The sequence below is a fragment of the Isoptericola sp. NPDC055881 genome (assembly GCF_053615895.1).
Window position 1 is genome coordinate 1 of sequence record NZ_JBSHCR010000015.1, and the last position, 16,194, is coordinate 16,194.

Consider the following 16,194-nt stretch of genomic DNA (forward strand, 5'->3'; position numbering starts at 1 on the left):
GTTTCTCGACGAAACAGGGCCAAACGCCCGCTCACAGCTCAGGCGAAGCGGTGGCGGTACGCGTCGGTGAGCGTGGGGCCCTCGGCGCCGAGGCGCCACACGCTCCACCCGTCGGCGGTCGGCGAGCCCGACGCGGCGGACGCCGCGTGGTCGGGGTGCCAGTAGCGGGAGCCGTCCGCGAGCTCGATCGCGCCGTCCTGGTGCAGCACCGCCTCGAAGTACTGGCGGCGCCGGGGACGCGACCAGACGATCGTCGTCGGGTGCACCAGCGTGCGGGCCAGCGCGACGAGGTCGGTGTCCACCTCGTCGGCGCCCGGCGGCGGCGCCCACGCCTGCTGCTCCGGCTCCGGCTCCGGCTCCCACGGGCGCTGCTCCGCCGCCCAGGACCGTTGCTCCGGCTCCGGCGCCCAGGCGTGACGCTCGGGCACGGGAGCCGGCGACCACGGTTCCGGCGGTACCGGTGACGTCAGCGGGTCGTACCCCGCGTCCCGCGGTGCCGGAGACCAGGCGTCGTCGAGCGGGTCCGTCGGCGGGGTGCGCAGCCGCGGCGGCTCGAGCGGCGGCACCTGCAGGCGCGGAAGGTCGTCCTCGACGCCGGACCACCGCGGTTCGGGCACCGGCAGGTCGAAGTGGGGGGCGGCCACCTCGGCGAACGCCCGGCCCAGCTCCGCCCGGTCGGTCGGCAGACCGGTGCCCTCCGGCTCGGGCCGCGAGGTGAAGCGGTCGGACCGCGAACGGCGACGCGGCGGCGGGGGCGGGGTGTCCGCCACGGCCCGCCGACGCTCGGCGAGCGGGAGCGGGAGCCGCTCGAGCGTCGTGTCCAGGTCCTCGGGCTCCGCGGGCGGGGCAGGAGCCGGCGCGGGCACGGGCAGAGGCCCGCTGGGCACGTCCACGTCGGCACCGGCCTCGGTGGACCGCGGTCGCGCGGCCCGGCGGCGCGTGCGGGTGGGGGGCGTCGCGTCCGCGTGGTCACGCGGCGGCTGCACGGCCGCGGGCATCTTGCCGTTGAGGGCGAGACCGACGGCGACCCCTTCCGCGAAGGTCTCCGGGTCCACCCCCGGCACCGGCTCGGCCGGCCGCGCACCCGGGCTCACGGCGTCGGTGGCCGGGCCGCCGACGCCGGGCCGGGCGCCGGGAGGCGCCGACAGGCTCGGGGCGGTCGGCGCCGAGGCCGGGTGGATCACCAGCGGCGACACGTCCACGAACCGGCGGCCGTCGGCGCTGTGCACCACGCCCATCTTCAGCACCTCGACCGGCATCGTCGGCTGGCGCAGGAAGTCGACGGCGTTGAGGATCTCCTCGCTCGCCTCCTGGCAGATGACGATGAGGCGCGCGCTGCTGCGGCCGGGCTGCGAGCGGGTGATCGGCACGCTGTCGTAGAACGCCGCGACGTCACGATGGAAGGCTGCGGGGCCGCCGTGGTACCGCTCGGCGAGCGCGCCACGGGTCAGGCGTCCGGCGGCCCCCGCGTGGTCGAGCGCGCGGGTGAGCGCGGCGCGGTCGAGGTCCGCGACCAGCTCCACGACGACCGGCGAGCCGGTGGCGTCGAGGGCGAGCAGGTGCGGCTCGTCCGGGCCCACGCCGGGGCTGACGGGGAAGATCTGCTCGCCGAGCAGACCGTCGATGTGACTGTCCACCACCCGGTGCGCGGTGGTGCCGACGCCCTGGGCCGTTGCGGCGGGCGACCGGTCGGACTGGACGAGGAGGGGCCGTTGGGCGTCGACCTCGAACAGGGGCATGCAGACCACTCCTGGCTCGGATCACGGCCCGGGCGGCCGGATCCCGGGCACAGCCTACGACCCCCCAGGACGTGGCCCGCAACACAGCAGGCTCTCAGGTGCGCGCTGCCACCTGACGGAGCGCGACGACCCGTCGTCCGGCTACGCGTGCCCCGCGCCGCCGTCGTCCGCCAGGCGCTCCTCGACCCGTGCGACCTTCGCGTCGAGCTGCCCGGTGTAGCCGGGGCGGATATCCGCCTTGATCACCAGCGACACGCGGTGGCCGCCCGCACCCACCGCCTCCGTGGCGCGCTGGATCACCGGCATCACCTCGTCCCAGTCCCCCTCGATCTCGGTGAACATCGCGGTGGTGCGGGTCGGCAGCCCGGACTCACGGACGATACGGACGGCGGCGGCGACGGAGTCCGCCACGGACTCGCCCGCGCCGAGCGGGGCGACGGAGAAAGCGAAGACGGCCATGCGTCCCATTGTGGGTGCCGAGCGCCGGCCCGGGAACCGTAGGCTCGTGACGTGAGCACACGCGTCACTCTTCTCGCCGGCGGCGTCGGCGGCGCCCGCCTGGCGCACGGCCTCGCCCTCGCGCTGCCCGACGGCGGCGCCCCGACCGCGGACGGCGGCCTCACCGTCGTGGTGAACGTCGGGGACGACACCGAACGGCACGGGCTGCTGGTCTCCCCCGACGTCGACACCGTCATGTACACCCTGGCCGGGCTGAACGACGAGACCCGCGGCTGGGGGCTGACCGACGAGACGTACACGACCCTCGACCAGCTCGCGCGCCTCGGCGAGGACACGTGGTTCACGCTGGGCGACCGCGACCTGGCGACGCACGTCGTGCGGACGGCTGCCCTGCGCGAGGGCCAGCCGCTCGGCGCGGTCACGGCCCGCCTCGCCGCCGCCCTGGGGGTGCGGGCACGCCTGCTGCCCGTCACCGACGACCGCCTGCGCACGCTCGTCGAGACGCCGTCGGGCCGCGTCGCGTTCCAGGAGTACTTCGTGCGCCGGCAGCACGCCGACGCGGTGCTCGGGATCGAGCTCGACGGCGTGACGACGGCGCGACCCGCTCCGGGCGTGCTCGACGCGCTCACGGACGCCGACCTCCTCGTCGTCGCGCCGTCCAACCCGTTCCTGTCGGTGGAGCCGGTGCTGGCCGTCCCCGGGGTGCGGGACGCCGTGCTGGCGTCGCCGGCGCGACGGGTCGCGGTGAGCCCGATCGTCGGCGGCCACGCCATCAAGGGGCCCGCGGCGCAGATCCTGGAGACGCTCGGGCACGAGGTGTCGGCCCTGGGCGTGGCCCGGCTCTACGCGGACCTGGTCGACGTCATGGTCGTCGACGACGCCGACGCCGGCCTCGCGGACCCGATCCGCGACCTGGGTGTCGAGGTGCTCGTCACCGACACCATCATGGGCGGGGCACCCGGGCGCGAGCGCCTGGCCCGCGAGCTGCTCGCCCTCGGATGACGGCACCCTCCACAGGACAGGGCGGCGCGGTCGCCGTCGTCCCCCTGCGCGACGGCGTCTCGGGGAAGTCCCGGCTGGCGGCCGCGCTCGACCCCGCAGCCCGCCGCCGCCTCGTGGCGGCGCTGGCACGTCACGTCGTCGCCGTCCTGCGCGCGTCCGCGGGCGTCGACGGAGTGCTCGTGGTGACCGCCGACGCGGTGTTCGCCCGCGAGACGCTCGGCCTCCCGGATCAAGGCGGCAGCTCGGGTTCAGAACGGCAGCTGAGACTGCCGCGCGGCACCGGAACTGCCGCGCCCGTCGCCCCGGACGTCGAGGTCGTCGCGCAGCCACCGGACCGCCCGGGCCTCAACGCGGCGCTCGACGTCGGTCGGGAGACGGCCGTCGAGCGCGGGGCCGCCCGCCTGCTGGTCGCGCACGCCGACCTGCCCCTGCTCGCGCCGGACGACGTCGAGGCGCTGCTCGCCGCGGCCGCCGACGGCGCGACCGGTGTCGTCGCGACGGACCGGCACCTGGCCGGCACCAACCTGCTCGCGCTGCCCGCCGACGTGCCGTTCACCTTCCGCTTCGGGGAGGGCTCGCGCGCGGCGCACGTCGAGGAGGCGGCCCGGGCGGGGCTGCGCCCGGTCGTCGTGCGACGCACCGGCACCGCCGTCGACCTCGACACCGTGGACGACTGGAGCGAGCTGCCCCGCGCCGTGCGCGACCGGCTGCGCCGGGGCCTCGACCTCCCCCTGCCCTGAGGGCCCCGCCGTGCCGGGACCGCCCGCCCGTGGACCGGTGAGTCCGGCACGTCCGCGCGGTCCACCGACCATGAGCATCGAGCTGATCGAGCAGTCCGCCCTGCCGGGCAAGAACTTCGAGGGCTACCTCCACGGCTCCGGCGCGTCGGTGATCTTCTCGCGCACCGACCGCGACGGCGCCGGCCCCCGGCTGCACCGGCACCCGTATCCCGAGACCTTCGTCATCCGGTCCGGACGGGCCCTCTTCCACGTGGGCGACGACGAGGTGGTCGCCGTGGGCGGACAGATCCTCGTGGCCCCGGCCCAGGTGCCGCACAAGTTCACCGTGATCGGGCCGGAGCTCTACGAGGGGGTGCACATCCACGCCAGCGACAGGATCGTCACCGAGTGGCTGGAGTAGCCCTCACACCGCGTCGAGGCGGGCGCGGGCGTCGTCGTCCAGGTCGAGGTCGGCGGCGCCGAGGATCTCCTCGAGCTGGGCCAGGCTGCTCGCCCCGACGATCGGCACCACCGGCACGTCGCCGCCGAGCAGCCACGCGAGCACCACCTGGTTCGGGGTGGCGCCGAGCTCGGCCGCGACCTCGCGCAGCACGCGCAGGCGCTCGTGGGTGGTCGGGTGGTCGAAGCCGTCCCACAGCGGCTTGTCGTCGCGCACGAGCGCGCCCTGCATGAGCGGCGAGTAGGCGACCACGGCGAGCGGGCTGCCCGCCTCGGACGACGCGCGGGCGTAGTCGAGCAGCTCGTACGACGCCCAGTTGTGCCGGCCGACGTCCGGGCGCGGGTAGGGGTAGGTGAGCTGCTGCTGCACGAGGCCGTACGGCGCGACGCCCTGACGCCGGGCCTCCTCGCGAGCCTCGACCACGCGGTGCAGCGCGACGTTGGAGATGCCCGCGATCCCGACCAGCCCCTCGGCCTGGAGCTTCCCGAACGCTCCGACGGTCTCGGCGAGCGGGGTGCCGTAGTCGTCGACGTGCCCGTAGTAGGCGTCGAGGTGGTCCACGCCCAGGTGCCGCAGGCTCTCGCGCGCCTCCCACGCGATCGTCTCCGCCCCCAGGCCCTGGAAGTTGGTGGGCTCGACGTTCTGCAGCGGCAGGTTCGGGTCCTTCTTGGCGGCGCCGACCTTCGTCGCGAGGCGCAGCTGGTCGCGGTTCCCCCGGTCGGCCAGCCAGCGCCCGATGACGTCCTCGCTGTCGCGGCCGTGCCCGCCGCCCCAGCCGTTGTAGTTGTTGGCGGTGTCGAGGAACGTGCCGCCGGCCTCGACGAAGCGGTCGAGGATCGCGCGGGACGTCTCCTCGTCCGTCCGGGTGCCGAAGTACATCGTGCCGAGGCAGAGCGTGCTGACCTCGAACGAGGTGGTGCCGTCGCCGATCGTGCGGTAGCGCATGGGTGCTCCTGTCCGTGGGCGCCGGCGTGGTCCGCCGGCTGACACGACTGACGCTAGGAGTCGATCGGTCTGGGTGTACCGTCCAATGCCATGCCCTCTGGCCAGACCAATCCTCGCCTGGCGTGGGACACCGTGCTCGATCTCGGCGACGACGGCGCGCCCCTGGTCGCGCGGCTCGAGCGGGCGGTGCGCGACGCCGTCCACGCCGGTCGCGTCCCGGCCGGCGCGGCCCTGCCGCCGAGCCGAGCCCTCGCCGAGACGCTGGGCGTGTCCCGGTGGGTCGTGACGGAGGTCTACGGGCAGCTCGTCGCGGAGGGGTTCTGCGAGGCGCGCGTCGGGTCCGGGACGCGGATCGCCCCCGGTGCCGCTCGTGCCGCGCCGACCGGCGCGACGACGTCCGCCGCCCCCGCGGCCCGCCTGCGCCTGGACCTGGCGCCCGGCGTGCCGGACCTGCGGCACGTGCCGCGCGCCGCGTGGCTCCGGGCGGTGCGCGACGCGCTCGCCGACGCGCCCGACGCCGACCTCGGCGCGCCGGACCCGGCGGGCCACCCGGGCACGCGCGCAGCCCTGGCCGCCTACCTGGCGCGGGCGCGCTCCACCGGCGCCGGCCCCGCCGACGTCCTGGTGACGCACGGCGCGACCGACGGCATGGCGCGGCTCGTCCGGGCCCTGCGGGCCGCCGGCCACCGCACGCTGCTGGTCGAGGACCCGAGCTGGGGGCGGCTGCGCGACGTCGCCCGCGACGGCGGCCTCGTCCCCGTCCCGGTCCCGGTCGACGCGCGCGGGGTGGCCGTGGACGCGCTCGTCGCGGCCGCCGGACGCACCGGCGCCCGGGCCGCCCTGGTGACCCCTGCGCACCAGTTCCCCACCGGCGTGGCGCTCGCGCCCGAGCGCCGGGACGCGCTCGTGTCGTGGGCGCGTGCCGCCGACGGCCTCGTGATCGAGGACGACTACGACGCCGAGTTCCGCTACGACCGGCGGCCGGTCGCCGCCCTGCAGGGGCACGACCCGGGCCGGGTGGCGCTGGTCGGGTCGCTGAGCAAGACCGTCTCGCCCGCGTTCGGGCTCGGCTGGCTGGTGCTGCCGCCCCGGTGGCGCGAGCGCCTCGGCGCCCTGTCCGGCGGCCCTGCACCGTCGACGATCGACCAGCTCGCCCTGGCGCGGTTCCTGTCCGACGGGGGCTACGAGCGGCACCTGCGGGCCGCGCGCGGGCGGTTCCGCCGGCGCCGCGCCGCCCTGCTCGACGCGCTCGGGACCGCCCTGCCGGGGCTGCCGGTGACCGGCCTGGCGGCGGGCCTGCACATCGTCCTCGGCCTGCCCGACGGCGTCGCGGCCACCGCCGTCGTGCGGGCCGCCGCCGCGCGCGACGTGGCCGTCGCCGACGTCCGCCGCTACCGCGTCACGGCCGCTGCGCTGCCCGGCGCCCCCGTCGAGGCCCTCGTCGTGGGGTACGGCAACCTCGCCGACGCACGCCTCGGCGAGGCCGTGGCCGGGCTCGCAGCGGCAGTGCGGTCCGTGCGCCCCTGACCGTGGGCGCTCACCATCGTCCGCGGTGCACGACGTCCTCCAGCGGCTTGCGGCGCCGCCGCGCGGGCGAGCCCTGCGCGCCGCCGCCCGCCGCGTGGCCCACGGCGACGACGCCGGTCTGGATCCAGGTTCCCGGGACGCCGAACGCCTCGCGGAAGGCCGGCATCTCGCCCGCGCCGATGCCGAAGAAGCACGCGCCCAGGCCCTCGTCGACGGCCGTCTGGAGCATGAGCAGGGACGCCATCCCCGCGTCGACGTGCCAGTACGGCACCGGCCAGCGCGCCTCGTCACGGTCGGTCCAGCCCTTGTCCGCCTCCGCGTACCGGCCCAGGTAGGCGTCCTTCGAGCACAGCGCGACGACCAGGACCGGCGCGGTGCGCATCCCCGCGAGCCAGCCCGACATGTCGCGGTCCGACGACGCGGGCGTCGTCGCGGTCCAGAACCGCTCGCGGTCCTCCGGCTCGGTGAGCACCAGGAACGACCACCCCTGAGAGAACCCTGCGCTGGGTGCCCGCACGGCGTTCCGCACCAGCCGGTCCACCGTCTCGGGCGCCACCGGCTCGTCCGTGAACCGTCGCACCATCCGCCGTCGTCGCACCACGTCCTGGAACTCCACGGGCCCATCCTGCACCGCCCGGTGCCGAACAGGTGGTTGCGCACGTTCTCGTCGTCCAGAGCGTGCGCAACCACCTGTTCGGCGATGAACGGTCGTCAGAGGACGAGCTCCGGCTGCAGCTTGGTCACCGTCCACACCCGTTGCCGGCGGGCGGCCAGGGTCGTCAGGCCCAGCGCGACGACGAGGACGCCGAGCAGCACCGTGACGTCACGCGTGACGGTCGCGAGGTTGCCGCCGTACAACAGCTGACGCAGGCCCTCGACGGCGTAGGTCATCGGCATGAACTGGTGCATCGCCTTGAGCGGCTGCGGGATGGTCTGCCACGGGAACGTGCCGCCCGCGGTCACCAGCTGCACCAGCATGAGCACCAGCCCCAGGAACTGCCCCGCCGCGCCGAGCCACACGTTGAGCGCCTGCAGCACCGCGACGAACGTCGCCGAGACGAGCACGAGGAACAGGGCCGTGAACAGGCCGTAGGAGGGCTGGATGTCCAGCGCGAACTTCGTCACCGCGAACATCGCCGCCACCTGCACGACGCCGATCGCGGCCGGCGTCACCCACCCGCCCAGCGCCGTCGCCAGCGCCGACCGGCCCGCCGCGAGCGCCCGCGTCGACAGCGGTCGCACGAGCAGGAACAGCACGTACGCGCCGATCCACGTGGCGAGCGACAGGAAGAACGGCGCGAGCCCGGCGCCGTAGGTGCCCGCCGACGACAGCGAGTCGTTGCGCACCTCCAGCGGGTTGCCGATGGTGGACGCCGTGTCCTCGCGGGTCTGGTCGTCGAGGTCGGGGACCTTGCCGAGTCCTTCGACGAGCCCGTCCCGCAGCTGCTGGGTGCCGCTCTTCAGCTCCCCGGAGCCGGCCGCGAGCCTCGTCGTGCCGGCCGCGAGCTCGGCGGCGCCGTCCGACACCTGCCCGGTCCCGTCCGCGAGACGGTGCACGCCGTCGACGAGCGCGGGCGTGGCCGCCGCGAGTCGCCCGGTCCCGTCGGCGAGCCGGTCCGCGCCGTCGGCCGCGGACGCGATGCCCGCGGTGAGCTGCGGCGTCGCACCCGCCAGCGTGGCCGCACCGTCGGCGACCTGCCGGGAGCCGTCGGCGAGCTGGTCGAGCTGTGCCGACGCCCCCTCGACCTTCGCCGTCGCCGCCTGGACGTCCTGCCGCTGCGTGTCGAGGGCGTCGTCGACGTCCGTGCGCGCCGTGTCGAGACGGTCGAGCACGTCGGACCGCAGCTGCGCGCACTGCGCCGCGACGTCCGTGGCCTCGGCCCCGTCGTCGGGGAGCGCCGCGCACAGCGCGTCGAGCTGCGTCGCCAGGTCCGCGCGCCCCTGGTCGAGGGTGTCGGCCGCGTCCGAGCGCGCCGTGTCGAGGGTGGGCAGCACCTGCCCGGCGGCGTCCGCGGCCTCGCGGCCGTACTGCGCCACCTGCGCGTTGCCGTCGGCGACCTGCGCGGTGCCGTCCGCCAGCTTCTTCGTCTGCGCGGGCAGGGCGGCGGTCCTGTCCTCCAGCTCACCGAGGCCGGACGCGAGCTGTCCGGCCCCGTCGTCGAGCTGCCCGACGGCGTCGGCGAGCGTCCCGACCTTGCCGTCCAGGGTCGCGGCGCCGGCCGCCGCCTGTGCCGCCCCGTCGGCGAGGGTGTGCGCGCCGTCGTCCGCGTCGGCGAGGCCGTCGTCGAGCTTCGTGGCGCCCGTGACCAGCTGCTTCGCGCCGTCCACCGCGTCGGCGAGGTTCGTGTGGATGGACGCGAACCCGCGCAGGAACGAGTCGGCCGCCTCCGTGCCGACCTCTTCCGCGATGGAGTCGCGCACCTTCCCGACGATCGTGTCCGAGATCGTCCCCGCGAGGTAGTTGTTCGCGTCGTTCGTGATGAGCGTGAGGCTGGCCTGCTGCGGCTCGAACTCGCCGGCCGACGCGAGGTCGGCGGAGAACGTCGGCCCGATGATGAGCGCCGCGTCGTAGCGGCCCGAGCGGACGCCCGCCTCCGCGTCCGCCTGCGACGTCTCGACCCAGCCGAACCCGCCGTCGTCGAGCAGCTGGTCCGCGACGTCGCGGCCGAAGTGCCGCTCCGTCGTCTTCCCGGTCTCCGCGTCGGTCGTCGTGGTCCCTTCGTCCTGCACGACGACGGCTGCCGGCACCTGGTCGAGCTGCCCGTACGGGTCGTGGTTGGCGAAGAGGTAGAGCCCCGCGTACAGCGTGGGGATCAGCGCCATCGCGAGGATGGCGAGCTTGGGGAGCCGCCCGGCGGCGAGGCGGCGCAGCTCGGACAGGGCCAGCCGGACCGCGGTCATCGGGTCTCCTCCTGCGGGTCGTCGGACGACGCGGCCAACGTGTCGTGGATGGGCGTGTCGTGGATAGGTGTGTCGTGGACGGGCGTGCCGGGCGGCTCGACGTCGGGCGGGTCGACGACGACCGGCTCGTCGACGTCCTCCTCCGCGCGGGGCTCCGCCTCCGGGGACGGCTCCAGCTCGTCCTCCACCTCGGTCTCGGGCTCGGGCGCCGGTTCCGGCTCGCGCTCCGGCTCCGGCTCGTGCTCCGGCTCGACGACAGGCGCGGGCGGCAGCACGAGGGTCGCGTCGCTCTCCCCCGGCGCGCCAGGGGTCTCGCGCCGCACGACCTGCGGCGGCTCGTGCAGCGTGGCCCCGCGCGCCGGCGGGAGGTCGACGCCCAGGTCGCGGGCCGACGAGCGCGTGCACTGCACCAGCACCCCGAGGCCGGACGCGGCGAGCGTGCGGGCCGTCTCCCACCAGACGGCCGGCTCGCCGCCGTGCCGGTCCGGCAGCGTGAGGACGACGAACCGCACGTCCGGGTCCTCCGCGGCGAGGGCCGCGAGCACCGCGGTGCGCACGCCGCCGGCCAGCTGGTCGACGCGGCGACCGCGGTCGGGCGTCAGGTCGCGCTCGTCCAGCCACCGCGAGACGTCGCGCGGCAGCGAGCGCCGGCCGGCCAGCGCGAGCCCTTCCGCCACGACGTCCGCCAGGGTGAGGGCGTCGTCGGGCTCGCTGATGCCGGGGACGTCGACGACGGCGGTGCGGGCGCGCAGGGCGGACGGCGGCACGTCGGCGCCGTCGAGGCGCACGGCCCCGGACGACGGCGCGAACCGGCCCGTCGCGACGAGCGCGAGGGCGGTGTGCCCGTGCCCGGGCTCGCCGGCCACGAGCAGGCACTCCCCCGTGGACCACGTGAGGTCGGTGGCCTCCAGCATCGGGTCGCGCCGTCCCTCGACCCGTACCCCGCTCAGCGTGATCTGCACCCCTGCTCCTGTCCCGCCGCTCGCGACGCACTGTTGACCTGCGATCAACAACTGTACGGCCGGTGTTGACTAGTGGTCAATAACGCCGTACAACTGGGGCCATGACCTCCGCCACCCCGCGCTCCCGGACCCGCCGCGAGCCCTCCGACCGGCGCCGCGAGCTGTTGGCCGCGGCCGCCGAGGCCGCCGCGGAGGACGGGCTCGACGCGATCACCCCGGCCTCGGTCGGCGCGCGCGCCGGGGCGTCGAAGGCGCTGGTCTTCCACTACTTCGGGTCGACGGTGCAGCTCCGGCGCGCGGTGGCGCTGGAGGCGGTGTCCGACCTGGAGCAGACCCTGCTGGCACCCGACGATCGTCCCCTCGCCGACCGCCCGGCGCACGCGATGTCGCTGTTCCTGGGCTCGGTCACGGCGCACCGGCGCGTGTGGGAGGACATCTGGCGCGGCGCGCTCGCCGACGACGGCGTCACGGAAGCCGCACTGGAGCGGGTGCGCTCCGCGCTGGTCGGGCGCATGACGACGACCGCCGGGACCATCGGCTTCACCCCCAGCGACCGGCTGCGGCTCCTGGCGCAGGGGTGGGTGGCGCTGGTCGAGAACGTCACCGCCGCCTGGCTCGGCGGCAGCGGCCTCGCGCGCGAGGAGCTCGAGCACCTGCTGCTGCGGTCGCTCGTCGTGCTCGTCCCCGAGCTCCCCGAGCCCGCCCGCTCCGGCGTCCTCGCCCTCACCCGCCCCTGACGGTGTTGTGGGTACGGAAAGGGCGAGAATTCCTCGGGGAATTCTCGCCCTTTTCGTACCCACAACACCGGCGGGGAGGGGTCAGAGGCGCTCGGCGATGACCTCCACGAGGGCCTTGCCCTCGACGCCCTCGAGCTGGAGGGCCTGCGTGCGGCAGGAGAAGCCGTCGGCGACGTACTCGGTGCCTTCGGCCCGCTCGCGCAGGGCCGGCAGCAGGGCGTTCTCCGCGACGGCCACCGACACGTCGTAGTGGCCCTTCTGCATGCCGAAGTTCCCGGCCAGGCCGCAGCAGCCGGCGAGGACCTTGACCTCGGCCCCTCCCGCGCGCAGCAGTGCCTCGTCGGCCGAGAAGCCCATCACCGCGTGCTGGTGGCAGTGCGGCTGCACGACGGCGGTCAGGTCCGACAGGTCGGGCACCTGCCACGCCGCGTCCGGGGCGGTGTCCGGTGAGGTGAGCAGCTCCGCCAGCGTGCGGGTGGCGTCGGCGACGGCGCGGGCGCGCGGGTCGTCCGGGAAGAGGTCGAGCAGGTCGGAGCGCAGCACCGCGGTGCACGACGGCTCCAGCCCGAGGATCGGGATGCCGTTCACCGCGTACGGGCCGAGCACGGACAGCAGCTGCGACAACCGCCGGCGGGCGCCGTCGAGCTGCCCCGTCGAGATCCACGTGAGGCCGCAGCACGCCTGCTGGGAGGGCACGACGACGTCGTACCCGGCGTCGGTCAGGACGCGCACCGCGGCCTGCGGCACGGACGGCGCGAGGGCGTCGCTGAACGAGTCCGCCCAGAGCACGACCTTCGGCCGCTCGCCGTCGGGCAGGTCCCCGGGCCGCTGCCCGGCGCCCAGGCCGGGCACGCCGTGCGAGGCCCAGCCCCGCTTCCACCAGGTGCGGAACGGGATCTCGGCGAACTGCGGCACCTCCCGCCGCGTGTCCATGCCGCCCGCCCACAGCACCGTCTTCGCGATCCACGGCACGCCGAGCAGCCCGTTGACCAGCCGCGGCATCCCGCCGGCGAGCCGCGCCCAGCGCGGGAGCCAGCCGAGCGCGTAGTGGTCCACCGGACGCAGCTTGCCCTTGTACGTACGGTGCAGCACCTCGGACTTGTACTGCGCCATGTCGACGCCGGCGGGGCAGTCCGACGAGCAGGCCTTGCAGCTCAGGCACAGGTCGAGCGACTCGCGCACCTCCGGCGCGGTGAGGCCGCCAACCAGGGTGCCGTTGACCGCCTCCTGGAGCACTCGCGCACGCCCGCGGGTGACGTCCTTCTCGTCCTTCGTCGCCTGGTAGCTGGGGCACATGAACCCGCCGGAGGCATGGTTGTCGGCCCGGCACTTGCCCACGCCGACGCAGCGGTGCACCGCCGTCGTGAGGTCGTGATGGTCGTGCACGAACGAGAACCCGAGGTGACCCGTCTTCTTCGAGATGCCGCGCAGCGGCCCGGACCCGGCGAGGCCCCGCTCCCCTACCGGCAGCGTGGAGGGCACGGACCGGGCGGCGGGCCGGCGCAGGTCGGCGTCCACGGCCGCGGGGCGCACGACGACGCCCGGGTTGAGCACGTCGTCAGGGTCGAACAGCGCCTTGACCTGCTCCATGAGCCGGATCGCCTCCGGCGAGTACATCAGCGGCAGGAGCTCGGAGCGCGCACGGCCGTCCCCGTGCTCCCCGGACAGCGAGCCACCGTGGTACGCCACGAGCCGGGCGGCGTCGGTCATGAACGTGCGCAGCACCGAGCCGGAGCTCTCCATCGGGATGTCGATGCGCAGGTGCACGCACCCGTCGCCGAAGTGTCCGTAGGGCAGGCCGTCGACGCCGTAGCGCTCCATCAGCTGGTCGAGGTCGCGCAGGTACGCGCCGAGCCGCTCGGGCGGGACGGCGGAGTCCTCCCAGCCGGGCCACGCCTGCTCCCCCGCGGGCGTGCGGCCAGCGAGGCCCGCCCCGTCCGCCCGGATCTGCCACATCTTCGTGGCGTCAGGCCCGGCGGGCAGCACCAGCGACGACAGGGCCGTCGACGACGTCACGATCGCCTCGGCGCGGGCGCTCGCCTCGTCCTGGCTCGCGCCGCCGACCTCGATCATCAGCCAGCCCGCGCCCTCGGGCAGCGCCGGCACCGCACCCTCGCCCTTGGCACGCCGGACGACGTCGACCAGCCGGGCGTCGAGCCCCTCGACCGCGAGCGGGTGGTGGCCCAGCAGCCGCGGGACGTCGTCGGCCGCCGACGGCATGTCGGGGTACCCGAGCACGACCAGCGTGGGCGCCGTCGGGACCGGGACCATGCGCAGCGTCGCGCCGAGCACGGTGACCAGGGTTCCCTCGGTGCCCACCAGCGCCTTGGCGAGGTCGGAGCCGTTCTCGGGCAGCAGGTGCTCCAGCGAGTAGCCGGACACCTGCCGGCCGAACCGGCCGAACTGCGTGCGGATGAGCGCGAGGTTCTCCCGCACCAGGTCCGCGAGCCCCGGCACGGCGGCGAACGTCGCGTCCCCGCGACCCGCGGTGAAGCGCCGGCCGCGCCCGTCGACGACGTCGAGCTCCAGCACGTTGTCCGCGGTGCGGCCGTAGGCCACGGCGTGCGGGCCGCAGGCGTTGTTGCCGATCATCCCGCCGAGCGTGGCGCGGTTCTGCGTGGAGGGGTCGGGCCCGAACCGCAGCCCGTGGACGGCGCCCGCGCGCTGCAGGGTCGACATGACCGTGCCGGGCTCGACGACCGCGGTGCCCGCCTCCGCGTCCACCGCGACCACCTGGTTCAGGTGCCGGGAGAAGTCGAGGACCACCCCCGTGCCCACCGCGTTGCCCGCCACCGACGTCCCCGCGCCGCGCGCCGTCACCGGGATCGACAGCTCGCGCAGCACCTCGAGGCCGCGCTCCACGTCGCGCGAGCTGCGCGGGAACGCCACGACGTCGGGCACGACGCGGTAGTTCGACGCGTCGGTGGAGTACTCGGCCCGGCGGCGGGAGCTCGTGTCGACGTCGCCGGCGACGACCGTCCGCAGCGCCGACGCGACGGCCTCGCGGGCCTCGTCGGCAGCCTTCCGGGCCGCGCTCTCCACCTCGTCACGGGTCGGCGCGGCCTGCGCGTCCTCGTCCGGTCCGGGGGTGGTGCGGGTCTGGGCTGGCACGCGCCGATTCTGCCATCGGAGCCCACGGGCCGCCGACGTGTCCACGCCGCCGGCGGCCGACCCCGCCCTCAGCGGGCACGACGCCGAGACCCCGGCCCACCGGCCCGGGGTCGGCGTGCAGATTCTGCAATCCAGGCAGAAACGCAGCGCTGAGGTGCTGGAGTCAGTCCGAGCCCGCTCACCGCTGAGGGGGCGCGCAGCACAGGAGCGCCAATTGAGAATCACGTACTCCAAGACCCTGACCGCCAGTGTGGTCGCCGTGGCTGGTAGCGGTAGGTGGTGCGGCCACCGCCAGCGCCGCGCAGGACCCGGCCGAGGCCACGGCGAACCTCATCGACGAGGTCGCCCCCGACCAGGGCACCGTGGTGGCCGGGACCGTGCAGCGCGATCAGGTGGTGGCCACGACAGGCACGACGCAGGCCACGATCCCCGTGGGCAGCAACCAGCCGGTGCAACCGCCACTACTACGTGTTCCTGCGGCTCAGGGTCAGCGCCTCGCGCGCTCGGCGGCAGCGTGGACGGCCTCGGCCTCGGCCTTGCGGGCGTCGCGCAGCGCCTTCTCGAGCTCGCGCACCCGCTTCTGGGCCTCGCGGACGCGCTTGTCCGCCTCCTTGCGGCGGGCCGCAGCCTTCTTGACCTTCGCGTCCGAGGCGTACGCGCCCGCCACGGCGACGGCCTCGACGACCGCCGGGTCGTCGCCGACCCCGGGCGCCGGGTCGTCCGGGCCGGCCAGCCCGCCCGCGGCCTCGCGTGCCGCGACATAGGCACCCACGCCGTCGAGCGTCCGCTCGAGACCCCAGGCGACGTCGTCCAGCTCGTCGAGCTTGTCGCCGCTCGCCGGCACGTACGTGCCGCGCTCCACCAGCGGGCGCAGGTACGGGAACCGCACCTCGTCGACGAGGTGGCGCAGGGCGTCCCGGTACGCGGAGCCCAGGGCGTCGTCGTCCCCGCCCGCCTCCTCCACGGCGCGGGCGAGGTCCCGGCCGAGGATGGCGGCGTTCCGCACGTACCCGCTGGTGAGCAGGATCGTCGCGATCTTCTCGTCGTCGCCGAGCGGGGTCGTCCGCAGGGCTCGGAGCCCGGCGTCGAGGACCCGCAGGTTGGCGGGAGTCATGGGCGCGCCGGTGACAGGGATGTCGAGCACCCAGGAGTGCGCGCGGAAGACAGCGAGCGTGAACAGGACCCATTCGCGCAGCTCGGCGCGCCAGTCCGGGGGCTCGTGGGCGGGCGGGAACTCGACGTCGATGGCCACCTCCTGCATGAGCAGCAGCAGGTCGTCCTTGCTGGTGACGTACCGGTACAGCGACATCGTGGTGAACCCGAGACTCTTCGCCACGCGGGCCATCGAGACGCCGGCGAGCCCTTCGGCGTCGGCGATCTCGACGGCCGCCTCGACGATGCGCTCGATGCTGAGCTCGCGGCGCGCCACCCGCTCCGGCCGCTCCGCGACGCCCCATGCGAGGGCGAGCCGCGGCGGGAGCTCCGGGGCGTCGGGCGCGGTCGGCTCCGTCTCCGGCATGTCCGTCATGAGGCCATCATCCCTGACCGGCTCCCTCGCCCCGGCAACGCTGTGAGCGGGCGTCTGGCCCAGTTCGGGGGTCGAGACAGGGCCAGACGCCCGCTCACACGACA

13 protein-coding genes are annotated in these 16,194 nt (G+C 75.5%); 5 read left to right on the plus strand and 8 right to left on the minus strand.

Annotated features, from left to right (window positions below; genetic code table 11):
* Positions 1–38: 38 nt before the first annotated feature.
* Both ACWGKI_RS06970 and ACWGKI_RS06975 read right to left on the minus strand, forming a co-directional pair.
* Complete coding sequence (locus ACWGKI_RS06970; protein WP_452185790.1) at positions 39–1,739, minus strand: restriction system modified-DNA reader domain-containing protein; 1,701 nt, start codon at positions 1,737–1,739, stop codon at positions 39–41.
* 141 nt (positions 1,740–1,880) lie between these two features.
* Positions 1,881–2,198, minus strand: a complete 318-nt coding sequence (locus tag ACWGKI_RS06975; protein ID WP_079571762.1) for an MTH1187 family thiamine-binding protein — start codon at positions 2,196–2,198, stop codon at positions 1,881–1,883.
* Between the two features lie 51 nt (positions 2,199–2,249).
* Here ACWGKI_RS06975 and cofD point away from each other — a divergent pair, with 51 nt between their 5' ends.
* The 3 genes from cofD (at position 2,250) to ACWGKI_RS06990 (ending at position 4,340) form a co-directional block, all read left to right on the plus strand.
* On the plus strand, positions 2,250–3,200 hold the full coding sequence (cofD, locus tag ACWGKI_RS06980) for a 2-phospho-L-lactate transferase (RefSeq protein WP_380244621.1): 951 nt from the start codon (positions 2,250–2,252) through the stop codon (positions 3,198–3,200).
* Positions 3,197–3,940: a 2-phospho-L-lactate guanylyltransferase gene (cofC, locus tag ACWGKI_RS06985; RefSeq protein WP_452185793.1), complete on the plus strand. Its 744-nt coding sequence runs from the start codon at positions 3,197–3,199 to the stop codon at positions 3,938–3,940. The genes cofD and cofC overlap by 4 nt, the downstream gene beginning before the upstream one ends.
* A gap of 70 nt (positions 3,941–4,010) precedes the next feature.
* Positions 4,011–4,340, plus strand: coding sequence for a cupin domain-containing protein (locus ACWGKI_RS06990; RefSeq protein ID WP_380244623.1), 330 nt, complete (start codon positions 4,011–4,013; stop codon positions 4,338–4,340).
* Between the two features lie 3 nt (positions 4,341–4,343).
* Here the strand turns inward: ACWGKI_RS06990 and ACWGKI_RS06995 are convergent, their stop codons facing one another.
* Complete coding sequence (locus ACWGKI_RS06995) at positions 4,344–5,324, minus strand: aldo/keto reductase (RefSeq protein ID WP_452185795.1); 981 nt, start codon at positions 5,322–5,324, stop codon at positions 4,344–4,346.
* 90 nt (positions 5,325–5,414) lie between these two features.
* On the opposite strand from ACWGKI_RS06995, the gene pdxR reads away from it, so the two are divergent.
* Positions 5,415–6,851, plus strand: coding sequence for a MocR-like pyridoxine biosynthesis transcription factor PdxR (gene pdxR, locus ACWGKI_RS07000; protein ID WP_452185797.1), 1,437 nt, complete (start codon positions 5,415–5,417; stop codon positions 6,849–6,851).
* A 10-nt stretch (positions 6,852–6,861) separates the two neighbouring features.
* Here the strand turns inward: pdxR and ACWGKI_RS07005 are convergent, their stop codons facing one another.
* From ACWGKI_RS07005 to ACWGKI_RS07015, 3 genes are all read right to left on the minus strand, one after another.
* On the minus strand, positions 6,862–7,467 hold the full coding sequence (locus tag ACWGKI_RS07005; protein WP_452185799.1) for a nitroreductase family protein: 606 nt from the start codon (positions 7,465–7,467) through the stop codon (positions 6,862–6,864).
* Positions 7,468–7,562: 95 nt separating this feature from the next.
* Entirely contained in the window at positions 7,563–9,752 is a 2,190-nt protein-coding gene (locus ACWGKI_RS07010) for a YhgE/Pip family protein (RefSeq protein ID WP_452185801.1), read from the minus strand.
* Positions 9,749–10,714: an ATP-binding cassette domain-containing protein gene (locus tag ACWGKI_RS07015; protein WP_452185803.1), complete on the minus strand. Its 966-nt coding sequence runs from the start codon at positions 10,712–10,714 to the stop codon at positions 9,749–9,751. Before ACWGKI_RS07015 ends, ACWGKI_RS07010 begins: the two co-directional genes overlap by 4 nt.
* A 101-nt stretch (positions 10,715–10,815) precedes the next feature.
* On the opposite strand from ACWGKI_RS07015, the gene ACWGKI_RS07020 reads away from it, so the two are divergent.
* Positions 10,816–11,451, plus strand: coding sequence for a TetR/AcrR family transcriptional regulator (locus tag ACWGKI_RS07020; protein ID WP_380244629.1), 636 nt, complete (start codon positions 10,816–10,818; stop codon positions 11,449–11,451).
* An 81-nt stretch (positions 11,452–11,532) separates the two neighbouring features.
* Here the strand turns inward: ACWGKI_RS07020 and ACWGKI_RS07025 are convergent, their stop codons facing one another.
* Both ACWGKI_RS07025 and ACWGKI_RS07030 read right to left on the minus strand, forming a co-directional pair.
* Positions 11,533–14,493 (minus strand): FAD-binding and (Fe-S)-binding domain-containing protein, encoded by a 2,961-nt coding sequence (locus tag ACWGKI_RS07025; RefSeq protein ID WP_452185874.1) that lies wholly within the window; start codon positions 14,491–14,493, stop codon positions 11,533–11,535.
* A gap of 556 nt (positions 14,494–15,049) precedes the next feature.
* Positions 15,050–16,090, minus strand: a complete 1,041-nt coding sequence (locus tag ACWGKI_RS07030; protein WP_380244850.1) for a TetR/AcrR family transcriptional regulator — start codon at positions 16,088–16,090, stop codon at positions 15,050–15,052.
* Positions 16,091–16,194: the final 104 nt, after the last annotated feature.